This window comes from Nonomuraea muscovyensis (assembly GCF_014207745.1).
GTDB classification, from domain to species: Bacteria; Actinomycetota; Actinomycetes; order Streptosporangiales; family Streptosporangiaceae; genus Nonomuraea; species Nonomuraea muscovyensis.
On sequence record NZ_JACHJB010000001.1, the window covers coordinates 1,692,267 to 1,707,564 of the forward strand.

General features: G+C 71.8%; 11 protein-coding genes. 4 read left to right on the forward strand and 7 right to left on the reverse strand.

Annotated features, from left to right (window positions below; translation table 11 throughout):
• Nucleotides 1-172: 172 nt before the first annotated feature.
• The 3 genes from FHU36_RS07945 to rsmA form a co-directional block, all read right to left on the reverse strand.
• Entirely contained in the window at nucleotides 173-1,093 is a 921-nt protein-coding gene (locus FHU36_RS07945) for a 4-(cytidine 5'-diphospho)-2-C-methyl-D-erythritol kinase (protein WP_185083106.1), read from the reverse strand.
• Between the two features lie 491 nt (nucleotides 1,094-1,584).
• The gene (locus tag FHU36_RS46250; RefSeq protein WP_312891486.1) at nucleotides 1,585-1,977 is read right to left on the reverse strand and encodes an NlpC/P60 family protein; all 393 of its coding nucleotides are present in this window, start codon (nucleotides 1,975-1,977) and stop codon (nucleotides 1,585-1,587) included.
• Nucleotides 1,978-3,393: 1,416 nt separating this feature from the next.
• Entirely contained in the window at nucleotides 3,394-4,254 is an 861-nt protein-coding gene (gene rsmA, locus FHU36_RS07955; protein WP_185083107.1) for a 16S rRNA (adenine(1518)-N(6)/adenine(1519)-N(6))-dimethyltransferase RsmA, read from the reverse strand.
• Between the two features lie 70 nt (nucleotides 4,255-4,324).
• Between rsmA and FHU36_RS44200 the strand changes: the two genes are divergently transcribed.
• Genes FHU36_RS44200 through FHU36_RS07970 form a run of 3 tightly spaced genes read left to right on the forward strand, consistent with a single transcriptional unit; the run spans nucleotide 4,325 to nucleotide 8,118 of the window.
• Nucleotides 4,325-6,715, forward strand: coding sequence for a serine/threonine-protein kinase (locus FHU36_RS44200; RefSeq protein WP_246501997.1), 2,391 nt, complete (start codon nucleotides 4,325-4,327; stop codon nucleotides 6,713-6,715).
• Entirely contained in the window at nucleotides 6,712-7,917 is a 1,206-nt protein-coding gene (locus FHU36_RS07965; RefSeq protein ID WP_185083108.1) for an FG-GAP repeat protein, read from the forward strand. Before FHU36_RS44200 ends, FHU36_RS07965 begins: the two co-directional genes overlap by 4 nt.
• A gap of 48 nt (nucleotides 7,918-7,965) precedes the next feature.
• Entirely contained in the window at nucleotides 7,966-8,118 is a 153-nt protein-coding gene (locus tag FHU36_RS07970; protein WP_185083109.1) for a hypothetical protein, read from the forward strand.
• Nucleotides 8,119-8,184: 66 nt separating this feature from the next.
• On the opposite strand, the gene FHU36_RS07975 is transcribed toward FHU36_RS07970, so the two are convergent.
• Genes FHU36_RS07975 through FHU36_RS07985 form a run of 3 tightly spaced genes read right to left on the reverse strand, consistent with a single transcriptional unit; the run spans nucleotide 8,185 to nucleotide 12,113 of the window.
• Entirely contained in the window at nucleotides 8,185-9,045 is an 861-nt protein-coding gene (locus FHU36_RS07975; protein WP_185083110.1) for a TatD family hydrolase, read from the reverse strand.
• Nucleotides 9,038-10,819, reverse strand: a complete 1,782-nt coding sequence (gene metG / locus FHU36_RS07980) for a methionine--tRNA ligase (RefSeq protein ID WP_185083111.1) — start codon at nucleotides 10,817-10,819, stop codon at nucleotides 9,038-9,040. Before metG ends, FHU36_RS07975 begins: the two co-directional genes overlap by 8 nt.
• A gap of 46 nt (nucleotides 10,820-10,865) precedes the next feature.
• The gene (locus FHU36_RS07985) at nucleotides 10,866-12,113 is read right to left on the reverse strand and encodes a glycosyltransferase (protein WP_185083112.1); all 1,248 of its coding nucleotides are present in this window, start codon (nucleotides 12,111-12,113) and stop codon (nucleotides 10,866-10,868) included.
• 99 nt (nucleotides 12,114-12,212) lie between these two features.
• On the opposite strand from FHU36_RS07985, the gene FHU36_RS07990 reads away from it, so the two are divergent.
• A complete protein-coding gene (locus tag FHU36_RS07990; RefSeq protein WP_185083113.1) occupies nucleotides 12,213-13,793 on the forward strand; it encodes a phospholipid carrier-dependent glycosyltransferase in 1,581 nt (526 codons plus the stop codon).
• Here FHU36_RS07990 and FHU36_RS07995 read toward each other — a convergent pair.
• On the reverse strand, nucleotides 13,687-15,297 hold the full coding sequence (locus FHU36_RS07995) for a dolichyl-phosphate-mannose--protein mannosyltransferase (RefSeq protein ID WP_312891487.1): 1,611 nt from the start codon (nucleotides 15,295-15,297) through the stop codon (nucleotides 13,687-13,689). The two genes, FHU36_RS07990 and FHU36_RS07995, sit on opposite strands and share 107 nt — an antisense overlap.
• Nucleotide 15,298 lies beyond the last annotated feature (1 nt).

Below are 15,298 nucleotides of genomic sequence, written 5' to 3' on the forward strand. Positions count from 1 at the left end.
CGTTCCCGAGGATGCCTTCGGACAGCCGGTTGGGCGTGCCCGGACGTGGGAACCGGACCATGTCGGGCCCGTAGCTGGGCTGTACTCAGGTACGGGGACTACGCCCAGCCCAGTGGCCGGGAGTGCTCAGGTTCAGTTGTCGGACGATGCCCGGGCTGCAGGCGGGCGATGATCAGGTTCGGGAGCTGGACCAGGAGGGGCGGGGGCCGGGGACCGGGCCGTGGGCGGCAAGGGCGGCGCGGCAGGTGGGGAGCTTGGCCAGGGTGTCGGCCAGGTGCTGGGCGTGGTCGGCGTCCGTGGCGAGGAACGCGCACGTGGGGCCCGACCCGGAGACGATGGCGCCGAGCGCGCCCTCGGCCCGGCCGGCCTCCAGGGTGCGGGCGAGCTCCGGCCGCAGCGTGAGGGCGGCGGCCTGCAGGTCGTTGGTGAGCCGGGCGCCGAGAGTGTCGGCGTCACCGGTGCTGAGCGCCTCCAGCAGACTGTCGTCCACTTGCGGCCACGGCACCTCCACACCGGCGGACTCACGACGGCGGTCGCACTGGGCGTAGACCTCGGCGGTGGAAAGACCGCCAGGCGCCACGGCGAACGCCCAGTGGAAGCTCCCGGTGGTCGGCAGTTCGCTCAGCTGCTCACCGCGCCCCGTGCCCACGGCGGTGCCGCCCAGCAGTGAGAACGGCACGTCGCTGCCCAGGTCTCCGGCGATCTCCATGAGGTCCTCGAACGGCAGCCCGAGCCCCCACAACTCGTTGCAGGCCACCAGAGCGCCCGCCGCGTCGGCGCTGCCCCCGGCCATGCCGCCCGCCACCGGGATCGACTTGTGGATGACGAGGTGCGCCCCGTACGTGCGGCCGGCGTGCTTGGCCAGGGCGCGGGCCGCCTGGATGGCGAGGTTTCCGTCGTCGACCGGCACCTGGTCGGCCCACTCACCGACGACCGAGACGGTGATCGAGTCGGACTCCTTCGCGACCACCTCATCGAAGACCGAGACGGCGTGGAAGACATTGACCAGGTCGTGGTAGCCGTCCTCGCGGAGCGGTCCTACGGACAGCTGCACGTTGACCTTCGCTGGCACCCGTACGGTCACCGAACTCATCGATCTTCTGTCACTTTCATCGCCTGCCGGGGAGGACACCCGATGCTATACGGGCACGCTTCCCCACCACGCAATTCTCGGAGAAGTGGGGGGCGGAGGTGACACGGTGTGTCCTGAGTGCCGTCGTTCGAGCAGGGATGGGCGTGTCGCACCTGATCAGCACCCATGGCGCGGATCTTCGCCTCCGTTCCCGACCGGGGAGGAGGTCGCCGCGCCTCCGCCTGGTGGCGGTTGTGGGGGGTGATGGCGTGGCCATGTGAAGTGGCCGATGTGAGGTGGCGATACGGGGGGTGGCCGTGCGGGGTCGCCGTGCGGGGCCCATGCGGGGTTGGCCGTGCGAGGCCATGCGGGGTCGTGCGGGGTCGCCGTGCGAGGCCATGCGGGGTTGGCCGTGCAAGGCCATGCGGGGTCGACCTGTGGGGTAGCCATACGGGTGGCCCGTGGGGTGGGGTTCGGGCTCGGGGTGGGGTGTGTCGGCGCTGGGGCGGGGGTCAGCCGGGGCGTACGGCGCCGCGGTAGATGGGGCGGTAGTAGGTGGAGTGGAGGAAACTGGTCCTGCGGACCACGTCGCCCGTCTTGGGGGCGTGGACCATGACTCCGCCGCCCAGGTAGAGGCCCACGTGAGTGGGGTGGCCGGTGCCACCGCCGAAGAAGACCAGGTCGCCTTTTCGCAGCTCGCTCAGGGGGACGCGGCGGCCTTGCCCGAACTGGGTGCCTGTGTAGTGGGCCAGCTTCACGCCGGCTTTGGACCAGGCGTAGAGGGTGAGGCCGCTGCAGTCGAACCCCGTGGTGGACGCTCCTCTGCCGATGCCGCGGGTGGGGCCCGAAGGGGAGCCGCCGCCCCAGGAGAACGGTGTGCCGAGCCTGGCGAGGGCCGCGGCCACCGCCAGATCGCCCTTGGAGGCGGGTGAGGTCTTGCCGGGGGTCTTGGCCTTGGGTGTCGTCGGCGTTTTCGTGCTGGGCGTACGCGGGGGCTTGAGGCTGGGGATGCCGGGCGTTCGAGGTGGCCTGAGGTTGCCGATGCGGGGTGTTCGGGGCGGCCTGGGATTGTCGATGCGGGGCCTCTGGGGCCGTCTGGGGCTGCCGGTGCTGGGCCTTTGGGTACGTCTGGGGCTGCCGGTGCTGGGCTTTCGGGGCGGTCTGGTGCTGGGGGTGTGCGGGTGGTTGGTCTTCGGGCTCGCGGTGCGGGGTCGGCCGGGTGGGTGGGGGTCTTGGGTCGCGCGACTGGTGGTCTCCGAGGCGGTCGGGGTGGGCGCGGTGTCGAGGAGAACTCGGGGCGATGCGTCGAGGTGTGACAGGTCCAAGGGCGGCGGGGAGAAGTCGGCGGCTGAGTGATCGGCGTCGGGGTGGCCGAAAGCGGGGTGGCCGAAAGCGGGGTGGGAGCGAGCGGGATGGTCGGCTTGGCCGAAAGCGGAGTGGGGACGAGCAGGGTGGTCGGGGGTGGATTGGCCATGGGTGCGGCCGTCGGGGGTGGCGAGGGTTTGTATGCCTGCTTGGGTGAGGGTGGCCGCGAGTGGGTGGAGGGTGGCGCAGGCTTCTGCGGGGAGGGTCAGCACGATCTGGACGGGCGGGGCCGGGCGTCCCTTCATGACGGGGCGGGCCGTGAAGAGCATGGCCTCTGCCACCTGCGCCACCGCCATCCGGTCGGCGGGGGCGAAATCGCTCGGGGGACGCCAGGTGTCAAGGAGCCTGGCGTATGCGGCGGGGAGGGTGAGGGTGCCGTAGCAGGGGCTCGGAGCGGTGTGGGGCGGTTTGCGGGCGTCTGCGGCTGAGGCCGTGCCCGAGAGGGTCGTCAATCCGGCAAGCAGGCCGCCGCCGATCGTGAGGGACGCGCGGCATAGTCGGGAGACGGAGTGGGTGCTCATGAGGGCCTCCAAGTGCCGAGGAACGGGATGAGGCCCAGGATCGTCCGGTGGGGCGACTCGGTGGGGAGCCGAACGAGGTTCTGCGGATAAGGGGCGCGCGGGAAGCGGGTGGCTGTGGACAAGCTCGGTGGCGGGGGGTGGCCCGAGTGACCGAGGTAGCCCGAGTGACGGAGGTAGCCCGAGTGGCGGAGGTGGCCCGAAGCGGTCCGGGTGGGGCGGGGAGTGGGATGGCACGGCGGCCGGGGTGTGCCCGGCGCCGTGCCGCGGAGGTGGTCACCAGGCGAGGAGCGACAGGAAGCGCGGTGGCGGGACATTGAGCAGACGTTGTGGTCCTGCTCTTCGAGGTCGGCGAGCATCGCCTGATGGGCGGTGCCGCTGCGACCGCCTCGCCCACTGCCCTTTGGGACGCCCTTCGCGGTCGCGAAGACCCGGCGGCTACGGGCGGTGTTCGGCGATGCGGGCGAACGCCGTCACGTCGAGTTGCTCGCCGCGGGCCGAGGGGTCGACGCCGGCCGCCCGGAGTGCCGTCTCCGCCTGGGCCGGGCTGCCCGCCCAGGACGCGAGCGCGGCGCGGAGCGTCTTGCGGCGCTGGGCGAACGCCGCGTCGATCACCGCGAACACCTCCTGCCGCGTGGCGGTGGTCACCGGCGGGTCGCGGCGCACGAGCGAGACGAGCCCCGAGTCGACGTTGGGGACGGGCCAGAAGACGGTACGGCCGACGGGTCCGGCCCGTCGCACGTCGGCGTACCAGGCCGCCTTCACCGACGGCACCCCGTACACCTTGGAGCCCGGTCCGGCAGCCAGCCGGTCGGCCACCTCGGACTGCACCATGACCAGCCCCCTGCGCAGCGCGGGCAGCGCCTCCAGCAGGTGCAGCACCACCGGGACCGCCACGTTGTAGGGCAAGTTGGCCACCAGTGCCGTGGGCTCATGGTCGCCGAGGTCGCCGGAAGAGATCTTCATCGCGTCGGCGCCCACCACGGTGAGCCGGTCGCCCAGGCCGCGTTCGGCCACCGTCACGGGCAACTGTGCCGCCAGCACCGGGTCGATCTCCACGGCTACCACGTGGCGGGCCGAGGACAGCAGCGCGAGCGTGAGCGAACCCAGGCCGGGCCCCACTTCGATCACGACGTCTTCCGGGGACAGCTCGGCGACCCGTACGATTCGGCGGACGGTCCCCGCGTCGATGACGAAGTTCTGTCCTAGCTTTTTCGTGGGACGAAGATCTAGCTTGTCCGCCAAAATACGTATTTCCGCTGGGCCCAACAGCCTCATCATCCAACCAGTCTCCCGCATCGAGGAACCTGCGATGGCGTACGGGGGGACCACAGGGGAGGATGGCGTGGAACAGGAAGGGACGTCCCTGATGGAGCCAACGGGGGCCGCGCCGCTCCGCCCGACGGACCTGCGGGAGATCGGTCCGTACCGGTTACTCGGCCGTCTCGGCGAGGGCGGCATGGGCACGGTGTTCCTGGCCAAGGCGCCCACGGGACGGTTCGTGGCGGTCAAGGTGATCAAGGCCGAGTTCGCCAACCAGGAGGGGTTCGCGGCGCGGTTCCACGCCGAGGTGGACAACGCCCGCCGGGTGGCGTCCTTCTGCACGGCCCAGGTGCTCGACAACGGCAACACCGGCGACGGCCGCCCGTACATGGTGACCGAGTACATCGCGGGCATCCCCCTGTCGGGACAGATCACCCAGTACGGCGCGCTCGACCCGGGGCCGCTGCACGGTGTCGCGCTGGGGGTCGCCGCCGCGCTGGCCGCGATCCACGTGGCCGAGCTCGTCCACCGCGATCTGAAGCCGGCCAACGTCATCCTCTCCCTGTCGGGGCCGCGGGTGATCGACTTCGGCATCGCGCGGGCGCTCGACCGGGAGACCGGGTTCACGCTGTCGGGCGAGCTGATCGGCAGTCCGGGCTGGTGGGCGCCCGAGCAGGTGCGCGGCGAGATGGTCACCCCGGCCGCCGACATCTTCGCCTGGGGGTGCCTGGTGGCGTACGCGGGCAACGGCCGCCACCCCTTCGGGCGCGGTGACGTGATCACGCTGGCCTCTCGGGTGCTGCACACGCAGCCCGACCTGGGCGAGTTGCCCGCGCCGCTCGACGAGCTGGTACGGCTGGCGACCTCGATGGACCCCGCCGAGCGGCCCACGGCCCAGGATCTCGTGATCGCGCTGGTCGGCGGTGCGGCCCCGGCGCGTACGGCCGAGGCGGACCCGCCCACGCTGGTGGCGCCCGACCTGATGGGCGAATGGGAGCCGCCGCCGAACGTGGTGGACGAGCCGGACATCACGGCCACCTTCGCCACGCCGCCCCCTGGCGACACGATGGCGGACGGCTCCGCTCCCGGCCGCGCCGCCGCCCGGCAGGAGGCCGCCGAGCCGTCCTCGCCCGGTGGCGGGCCCGCCGCGGGGCCCACCGGCCCTGGGCGGCCGGCCACCCGAGGCGGGCGGATCGATGGAGGGAATCGGGCCGGCGGAGGGGACCGGACCGATGGAGGGGATCGGACCGGCGGAGGGGATCGGACCGGCGGAGGGGATCGGACCGGCGGAGGGGACGGAGCGGGCCGGGGCGGGCAGGTGGCGGGGAGTGGACGCACGAGCGGGCGCGCCGGTGCAGGCGGGCGGGGTGCGGAGAGCGCCACCCGGGGCGGGCCCGGGTCAACGGACGACGACGCGACGGACCCGGGTGTGCCGGCCACGCTCGGCATGGGTCCCGCCACCAGGATGGACCCCGCGAACAGGACGGCCGCTGCTTCCCCGAAAGAGCCGCCGCGCCAGGCGGACCCCGCCGTCAGGGACGAGGCGAACCCCGCCACCAGGGTGGAGCCGACGCGCGGATCGAGCCCGGCCGCTCGCGAGGATCCGACGCGCCGCCGAGAACCCTCCGCTCGTGGAGAACCGGCCCGCGGGGAGGAGCCCGCCGATCGCAAAGAGCCGGCGCGCAGAGCGGAACCGGCCGATCGCGAGGAACTGGCCCGCAGGGAGGAGCCGGCCGATCGCGAGGAGCTGGCGCGCAGGGAGGAACTGGCCGCGCGGGAGGAACTGGCGCGGTGGGATGCCGAAGCGCAGGCGTTCCTCCACGCGCAGGCCCAGGTCCAGGCCCGGACGCCGACACCGGAACGGCGCCATGGCGGCCAGGGCCCCGCGCACCGGCAACCCCACGCCGACGGGGCTCGGGGCCCGGGAATCCGGCGGCCCGGTGAGGCGCTGCCCACGATCCCGCCACAGCAGCAGCCCCAGCGCCCGCGCAGCACCCGGTGGCTGATCGCCGCCGCCGCCGCGGTGGTCGCCGTCGCCGTCACCGCCGGCACCCTGATCATCACCTCCAGCCGCGGCGTGACTCCCCGGCCCGGCACCCAGACCGTCTCCCCCGCCGCGCAGCAGCCGAACGACCTCGGACGCAGGTACGCGCTCGGCGCCTCCTTCGACGACCCGCAGCTCATCATCGCCTCGGCGCCCCGGTGCGGGCTGAAGGAGTACCAGGGCAGGCAGCAGTCGCAGGGGCAGCTCTGCACGGTCCGCTGGTCCGTGGTGAACCCCGGAGGGGCACGCCGGAACCTCGGCGACCCCGCCGTGACGCTCCAGGACGACCGGGGCGCCCGGCACGAACCCGCCCCGGTGACCGTGCCCGCCGCCCTCGCCCCGGGAGCCCGCGTCGACGGCGTCTTCGTCTTCGACCTGCCGCTGTACCGCAGGCCGGTGCGGCTCACCGTGGGAGTCCGGGGTGGCGAGGAGATTCAGGTGAGGCTCGGATGATCCGCTCGGCCCTGGTGGCGCTCCTGATGGCGGCCGCGACGATCCCCACCGCCGCGCAGGTGGCGGCGGCCGTGGACAAGGTCGCGTGCGCCGGCCCGAGTGACTTCGACGGCGACGGGCTGGAGGACGTGGCCGTCGGCGACCCGTTCGGCGAAGACGACAAGGGGGCCGTGCACGTGCTGTCCGGCACCAAGGTCATCCCCGTCACGGTGCCCGGCCTGGCATCCGGCGACGGCTTCGGCTGGTCGGTACGGCTGGCGAAGGTCGACGGCGACGCCTGCGCCGACCTCGTCGTGGGGGCGCCCTTCACGGACGTGCGGGGTGTCCGGGACGCCGGCGCCGCCTACGTCGTGTACGGCGGCGACACCGCTCCCCCCACGCAGCTCTTCGCCATCGCGCCGCAGCGCGACGCCCACTTCGGCTGGTCCCTGGCCGCCAAGGGCGACCTGGTGACCATCGGCGCCCCGTACGAGGACGAGTCCGGCCGGGCCGACACCGGCGCCGTGTACGTCCGCAAGGGCGAGGGGCCGCTGCGCCGGATCAGCCAGGAGTCGGAGCAGGTCCCCGGCAACGGCGAGGTGGGCGACCAGTTCGGCTGGTCGCTGGCCATGGGCGCGGGCAACGAGCTGATCGTCGGCGTGCCGTACGAGAACGACGACGGCACGGGCCTCCAGGTCGGCACCGGCAAGATCGACTCCGGCTCCGTCGTGTCGATCAAGGACGTGCTCCAGGCGCGGCTGTCGGGCACGAAGCTCGACTCCCCGACGGGCGCGTCTGGCGACAGGTACGGCTACGCGCTCGCCTACGCCGAGGGCGCGGGGCTCGCGGTGGGCGCGCCCGGCCCCGGGTACGTGCAGCTCCTCGGCACCGACCTCACCCCGGTCAGGACCGTACGGCAGGGCGCCGGGCAGGCGTTCGGCTTCTCTCTGGCCGCCTCCTCCGACGGCCGGCTGGCCATCGGCGCGCCATACGGCGGAGGGGTGCGCCTGGTGTCGTTCCGCGACGCCGCCGCCGACCGGACGGCCGTGCCGCCCGGCGACCTGTCCGGCTACGCGGTGGCGTTCAGCGGCAACAAGCTGTACGTCGGGCAGCCGGACGCCGCGCCGTACGGGAAGGTGGCGGTCCTCGGGCGCAACGCCGACGACCTGCAGGCGCGCCAACCCGGCCAGGGCGCCGACTTCGGCATGTCGATCAGCGGCTGAACCCGTTCGCGGCCGGTGAAGGCGCGCGTCGTGGGTAGGGGGGAAGGCATGGCACTCATGGACAAACTGCGCGCTTACCTCCACAGTTCGCAAGGCAAGCAGGCGGTGGAGAAGGCCAAGCGGATGGCCGAGGACCCGAGCAACCAGCGCAAGGCCCGGCAGTTCTTCGACAAGTTGCGCTCGCGCCGGCCTCACCACTGACGGCCCGCGCTCCCGCCCGCACCGGCAGCCGGCCGACGCGGGGCGGGTTCGTGCGGCCCGGGACCGTCACCACTCGCCGAAGACGGTCACTCCGTTGGCGTTGATCGCCTCGCACAGCTCCTCCGGGCGGACGCCCTTGACCTCGGCGAGGCAGCGCAGCGTGAGCGGGATGAGGTAGGGCGCGTTGGGCTTGCCCCGGTGGGGCACCGGCGGCAGGTAGGGCGCGTCGGTCTCGACCAGCATGAGCTCCACCGGCGCGGCCCGCGCCGCCTCGCGCAGGTAGCCGGCGTTCTTGTACGTCACCGGCCCCGAGAACGACATGAAGTAGCCGGCGTCGGCGCACTTCTTGGCCATGTCGGCGTCGCCCGAGAAGCTGTGGAACACCACCACCGGCGGCGCCCCTTGCTCGGCCAGCACCTTCAGCACGTCGTCGTGGGCGTCGCGGTCGTGGATGACCAGCGCCTTGCCGGTGCGCCGGGCGATCTCGATGTGCGCCCGGAAGCTGGCGTGCTGGTCGTCCCTGCTCGCCCAGTCGCGGAAGTAGTCGAGCCCCGTCTCGCCCACGGCCCGCACCTCTGGCCGCCCGGCCAGCGCCTCGATCTCGGCCAGCGTCTCGGGCGTGGCGGCGTGCGCCTCGTTGGGGTGCACGGCCACCCCCGCGTGGACGTCGTCGTGCTCGGCCGCCACCTCGGCGCCCCACCGGGACGACGGCAGGTCGTAGCCGATGGTGACGAGCCTGGTCACGCCCACGGCGCGGGCCTCGTCGAGGATGCCGCGCACGGAGGCCGACGCGGCCTGCGCGGCCAGCGCCACCGGGTCACCCGATGACGCCGGCCGGTCGCCCACCATGATGTCGAGGTGGCAGTGGCTGTCGAACACCGGAGCCGCGAGCGGCTCGGGAGGAGCGGGAAGGGACACCTCACTCACCCAGTCGGGCCAGTTCCTCGTCCACGACCTTGGGGTCGAGTTTCTTGAACAGCGGCACCGGTGGCGCGAGCGGGGTGCCCGGCTTGATCGGCCGGTGCTCCCAGCGGGCGGCCCCGTCGTACGCGCCGGTGATCACCGGGTAGGACTCGCCGCCGTCCTCGTCGACCTCGTGGATCTCCGGCATGCCGGACCAGACGTCGTCGCCGCCGAGCATCGCGTAGACCTTGTTGGACGAGCCGGGCAGGAACGGCGTGAGCATCGTCTTGCAGTCGTCGACCACCTGGAGCGCCACGTGCAGGATCGACTTCTGGCGCTCGGGGTCGTCCTTGAGCTTCCAGGGCTCCTGCTCGGCGAGGTAGCGGTTGGCGTCGCGGACCACGTCGAACGCCTCGGTGATGGCGTTCTTGAAACGGGAGCGGGTCAGCTCGGCGCCCACCGGGCCGAACGTGTTGCGCGAGCGCTCCAGCAGCGCCCGGTCGGCGTCGGTCAGCTGGCCGGGCTCGGGGATCTGGCCGAAGTTCTTGGCCGCCATCGAGATGGACCGGTTGACCAGGTTGCCCCACGCCGCGACCAGCTCGCCGTTGTTGCGGTTGACGAACTCCTGCCAGGTGAAGTCGGTGTCCTGGTTTTCGGGGCCGGCCACGGCGATGTAGTAGCGCAGCGCGTCGGCGTCGTAGCGGGCCAGGAAGTCGCGCACGTAGATGACGACCTGGCGCGAGGAGGAGAACTTGCGCCCCTCCATGGTCAGGAACTCGCTGGAGACCACCTCGGACGGCACGTCGAGCGCCCCGAGCGGGCCCGGCCGCCCGTCACGCGCGCCCTGGCCGTTGTAGCCGAACAGCATCGCCGGCCAGATCTCGGCGTGGAAGACGATGTTGTCCTTGCCCATGAAGTAGTAGCCGCGGGCGTCGGGATTCTGCCACCACTGCCGCCAGGCGTCGGGGTCGCCGGAGCGCCTGGCCCACTCGATGGAGGCCGACAGGTAGCCGATGACCGCGTCGAACCAGACGTAGAGCCGCTTGTTGGGCTGGTCGCGCCAGCCGTCGAGCGGGATGGGCACGCCCCAGTCGAGGTCGCGGCTGATCGCCCGCGGCTGCAGGTCGCCGAGCAGGTTGAGGGCGAACTTGAGCACGTTGGGCCGCCACTCGCCCTGCTTGGCCTGAAGGTAGGAGCCGAGCACCTCGGCGAAGGCGGGCAGGTCGAGCATGAAGTGCTCGGTCTCGGTGAAGACCGGGGTCTCGCCGTTGATGCGGCTCTTGGGGTTGATCAGCTGGATCGGGTCGAGCTGGTTGCCGCAGTTGTCGCACTGGTCGCCGCGGGCGCCGTCGTAGCCGCAGATGGGGCAGGTGCCCTCGATGTAGCGGTCGGGCAGGGTGCGGCCGGTGGACGGCGAGATCGCCCCCATCGTGGTCTTGGGGAAGATGTAGCCGTTGTCGTAGAGGCCCTTGAAGATGTCCTGCGTGACCGCGTAGTGGTTGCGGGTGGACGTGCGGGTGAACAGGTCGTAGGACAGGCCCAGCCCGGTCAGGTCCTCGGCGATGACCCGGTTGTAGCGGTCGGCCAGCTCCTTGGCGGTGACGCCTTCCTTGTCGGCCTGCACCTGGATGGGCGTGCCGTGCTCGTCGGTGCCGGAGACCATCAGCACCTTGTTGCCCGCCATCCGCTGGTAGCGGCTGAAGACGTCGGACGGCACGCCGAACCCTGAGACGTGCCCGATGTGGCGGGGGCCGTTGGCGTAGGGCCACGCCACGGCGGTCAAGATGTGCTGGGACATAGCCCCAAGCCTACGGCGCTCGACCGCCCGTCTCGAACCGATTAGATCAGCGCGTCCGCGACTCTTCGCGCGAGACGGCGTCCGACTTCTCGCGCGAGACCGCCTCGGCGGCCTCCTCCGCCGCCTTGGCGGCGACGTCGATAGGCGTCTCGCGGGTGCGGCGGATGCCCAGGATGCTGACGAACAGCGAGGCGAAGATGGTCTGGAAGCTGATGATGAGCGCAGTCGCGGAGGGCACGACGAGGCGCAGCGACTCGCGCGGGTCGAGCTCGCCGAAGCTGCGGATCTGCCAGTGCACCAGCGACATGACCAGGCCGACCAGACCGGCCAGCGCCAGCAGGCCGCCGACCACGAGGCCCTTCTCCAGGGACACGATGTCGATCAGCTTGCGGATGCGGGGCGACTCCGGCAGGAACCCCTCCTCAGCCGCGTAGACCTTGGTGAACACCGCGAACAGCACGGCCTGGAAACCGATCACCACCGCGGCCGAGGCGCCGACCAGGGTGTCGACGTCGAAGGCGAGCTCGCCGATCTCCACCGGGCCGAAGGTCAGCGCGGTGCCGGCGACCAGGCCGAGGGCCATCATCACCAGGCCGGGATAGAAAAACAGCCACTTGGGGCTGTAGAGGAGCAGGAAGCGCAGGTGGCGCCAGCCGTCGCGCCAGGAGCGCAGGTGCGGCGGGCGGGAGCGCCCGTCGGGCGACAGGGTGGTGGCCACCTCGCGCACGTCGAGGCCCGACAAGGTGGAGCGGACCACCATCTCCGAGGCGAACTCCATGCCGCCGGTCTGAAGCTGGAGCCGCAGGATGGAGTCGCGCCGGAAGCCGCGCAGACCGCAGTGGAAGTCGCCGATGGCCGAGGGGAAGAAGAGCCGCCCGACGAACGAAAGGACGGGGTTGCCGAGGTAGCGGTGCAGCGGCGGCATGGCCCCCGGGGCGATGCCGCCCCTGAACCGGTTGCCCATCACCAGGTCGGCCCCGTCGCGCAGCTGCTCCACGAACGGCAGGAGCGCCGTGAAGTCGTAGGAGTCGTCGGCGTCGCCCATGATGACGTACTTGCCGCGCGCCGCGCGGATGCCGCCCATGAGGGCGTTGCCGTAGCCCTTCTCGTCCACGTGGACCACGCGGGCGCCGGCGTCGCGCGCGAGCTGCTGAGAGCCGTCCGTGCTGCCGTTGTCGGCGATCAGGACCTCGCCCTCGATGCCGTGCTCCTCCATGCACGCCAGAGCCTTGCGCACACAGACTTCCACGGTTTCGGCCTCGTTGAGGCAGGGCATGACCACCGTCAGTTCCACGTCTCAACCCTTCTATCGCGACTCTTCCAGCACACCATCATGCCCTGTGCCCGGAGTCGGTCGGGTCAAGTCCTACAAACGGCTGGCATTCTTTACAGCATGGTGAGCGTCGCGGAGATCGCCCGTGGGGACCACTCCGCTCCCGGCCCCATGGCGCGCGTGCTCGGCTTCCTGCGCCGTCATCGGGTGTTCGCCGTGGCTTTCGCGCTGGGCGCGGTGCTGCGGCTCGTCACCATGCTCGGCTACGGCCCGGCGATGTGGTTCAACGACTCCTACGAGTACGTCTCCGTCGCGCTGCACCCGAGGCCGCACCCGATCCGGCCGGACGGCTACGGGTTCTGGCTGCTGGTACTCAAGCCGTTCCACAGCTTCACGCTGGTGGTGTTCACCCAGCACCTGATGGGGCTGGCCACGGCCGCGCTGATGTACGCGCTGCTGCGGCGCAAGTTCGGGCTGCCGAAGTGGGGGGCGACGCTGGCGGCGGCGCCGGTGCTGTTCGACGCCTACCAGATCCAGCTCGAGCAGCTCATCATGTCCGACTCGATGTTCACGCTGCTGGTCGTGGGCGTCGTCACGCTCGTGCTGTGGCACCGGCGCATGTCCTGGCAGGTCGGCGTGGTGGTCGGCCTGCTGCTGGCGCTGACGTCGCTGACCCGGTCGATCGGCCTGCCGATCCTCGTGCTCGTGGTGGTCTACCTCGTGGTCAAGCGCACGGGGTGGAAGGTGGTCGTGGCCGTGGTGGTCGCCTGCGCGGTGCCGACGGTGACGTACATGAGCTGGTTCAAGGCGAGCGTCGGCAAGTTCGCGATGACCAACAGCGACGGGCTCATCCTCTACATGCGCACCGCGATCTTCGCCGACTGCGCCAAGATGAACATCGACAAGTACAAGGAGCTCGAACTTCTCCTGCTGTGCATCAACGACCCCGTCGACCAGCGCAAGGAGTACGCGCAGTGGTACCTGTGGGGTCAGGGCGGCGGCGGCACCGGCACCGGCGAGGTGCTGCACCGCTGGGGCTCGGGCAAGAAGTTCACCGAGATCACCAATGAGGCGGCGAGCACCTTCGCCTCGCGCGCGATCCTGTCGCAGCCCGGCGACTATCTGCAGGTCGTGGCGCGTGACTTCCTGCGCGCCTTCAAGTGGGGCCGGCCGCGCTTCCCCGACGAGGCGACCTACAACATGTACCAGTTCAGGCCCTACTACGACCTCGACGCCTACGGCCGGCCCAAGCGGCTGCCCAACTGGCCCTCCTTCCAGGGCCGCACCGACACCGACGCCTTCTCCTACGAGCAGGGCCCGCCCGAGACGCGGATCGTGTCGCCGTGGGCGGAGATCATGAGCAACTACCAGAAGGTCGTCTACCTGCAGGGCCCGCTGCTCGGCGGCATCCTGCTGGTCGGCCTGTACGGCGTCGCGGTGCGCTGGCGCACGCTGGGCGGCCCGGTGGCGCTGCCGTGGCTGGCGGCGTTCGGGCTGCTGCTGGCGCCGGCGGCGACGGCCGAGTTCGACTACCGCTACGTCCTGCCGGCGGTGCCGCTGGCCTGCATGGCGGCCGCCATCACGCTGCGCCGCGTCACTTGGGCGCGGCTTCGACCCAGGAGCGCAGCAGCATCCGGGCCCACCAGTCGGCGTGCGCGAGCTGCTCGGCCGTCAGCACCGGATACAGCCACCAGAAGTTGACCAGCACGACGAGGGCCAGCGCGCCCACGACCGCGGCCCCGGTCGCCCTGCGCGGCGCCGGCGCGTCGGCCCGTCCCAGTGCCAGCCCGGCGACGAGGACGACCGCCAGCACCATGAACGGCACCACGGGGATCATGTAGAAGAGGTACATGGTCCGCTGGTCGGACACCGCGTAGTAGAACCACGGCAGCCATCCGGCGGCGTAGCCGAGCAGCACCGCTCCGGCCCGCCAGTCGCGGGTCCTGGCGTACCAGGCGACCAGTCCGAGCAGGGCCAGAGCCGCAGCGAACCACAGGGCGGGGGTGCCGACGCCGATCACCGTCTCGGAGCACTTCGCCGCCCCGCAGGCGCCCGGCCCGCTCTCGTAGTGGAAGGTGACCGGCCTGAACAGCACCGGCCACGACCACGGATCCGACATGTACGGGTGGTAGCTGGTCAGCCCGGTGTGGTAGCCGAGCACCTCGATCTGGTACTTCAGCCACGACCGCGCCGAGTCGGCGAGGAAGAACAGCGGCCCGTGGGCGGTGGCCTGCTCCCAGTTGCGGCCCCAGCCGTCGTCGTTGACGAACCAGCTCGTCCACGACCCGACGAACACCAGGGCCGGGGCGAGCCCCAGCGCGGCCGCCGCCTGCGGCAGGTCGAGGGCGAGGGCCCCGCGGTACGGCCGGCGGGCTCCCGCGGCCCGCCGCGCGCCCAGGTCCCACACGAGGCTGAGCACCGCGAACGCGATCAGGAAGAAGATCCCCGACCACTTCACCGCGCACGCCGCCCCCAGGCAGACCCCGGCGGCCAGCCGCCACGGCCGCACCCCGAGCCGGGGCCCGTACTCGGGGCCGGGCGAGGAGCCGGGTGAGGAGCCGAGCGAGAAGCCGGGCGACCAGCGGTCGGCCAGCCGCTGCCGGGCCCAGTCGCGGTCGGCCACCACGCACGCGAACGCGGCCAGCACCCAGAACATCAGGAAGATGTCGAGCAGCGCCGTCCGCGACAGGACCAGGTGCAGGCCGTCGAGGGCGAGCAGCAGCCCCGCCAGGCAACCCAGCAGCGTCGAGCGGGTCATCCGGCGGGCCACCCGCGCCAGGACGAGGATCGACAGCGTGCCCACCACGGCGGCGGCGAAGCGCCAGCCGAACGGGGTCATGCCGAACAGCCACTCGCCCGCGCCGATCATCCACTTGCCCAGCGGCGGGTGCGAGACGAACGAGGCGCAGTCGGCGGACTCGGCGCACTGCTTCCAGATGTCGGTGTTCTCGGTGATGAGGCGCTTGTCGGCGATGGGGTTCTTGGCGGTGCCCAGGGTGTGGCGCTCGACGCCGAACAGCAGCAGGGCGTAGGCGTCCTTGGCGTAGTAGGTCTCGTCGAAGACGACCGCGTGCGGCTCCCCCAGCCGGACGAACCGGAAGATGCCCCCGAACGCCGCCACCAGCAGCGGCCCCAGCCACCCCCACAGCACGCTCCCGGGGAACGGCGGAACCAGCCGGTGTGGCGAAACCCCCCAGTTCTTCACG